The sequence below is a fragment of the Streptomyces sp. SP17BM10 genome (assembly GCF_036322405.1).
In the GTDB taxonomy this organism is placed as follows: domain Bacteria; phylum Actinomycetota; class Actinomycetes; order Streptomycetales; family Streptomycetaceae; genus Kitasatospora.
This window is the reverse complement of sequence record NZ_JAQYXB010000453.1, coordinates 1-360: the sequence shown is the minus strand read 5'-3', so window position 1 is coordinate 360 and position 360 is coordinate 1. Positions and strand designations below refer to the sequence as shown.

At 65.3% G+C, this 360-nt stretch carries 1 protein-coding gene; it reads right to left on the bottom strand.

All coding sequences use genetic code 11. The annotated features are described in order from the left end of the window. Positions 1 to 360, bottom strand: a 360-nt coding sequence (locus PUR71_RS05875; protein ID WP_329925254.1) for a cobalamin-dependent protein, incomplete at both ends; no start/stop codon positions are given.

Here is a 360-nt window from a genome sequence, read left to right as displayed (position 1 = left end):
CAGCGCGTCCATCAGCCGCAGGCCCTCGAACGCGTCGCGGGCGTAGCGGACTTCGCCCTCGTAGATCTCGTGGAGGTCCTGCTCGACGTAGGCCCGGGTGAGGGCGGCGCCGCCGAGGATCACCGGGTAGTCGGCCGCCAGCTTGCGCTGATTGAGCTCCTCCAGGTTCTCCTTCATGATCACGGTCGACTTGACCAGCAGGCCGGACATCCCGATGACGTCCGCCCTGTGCTCCTGCGCGGCGTCCAGGATCGCCGAAACCGGCTGCTTGATGCCGAGGTTGACGACGTTGTAGCCGTTGTTGGACAGGATGATGTCGACCAGGTTCTTGCCGATGTCGTGGACGTCGCCCTTGACGGT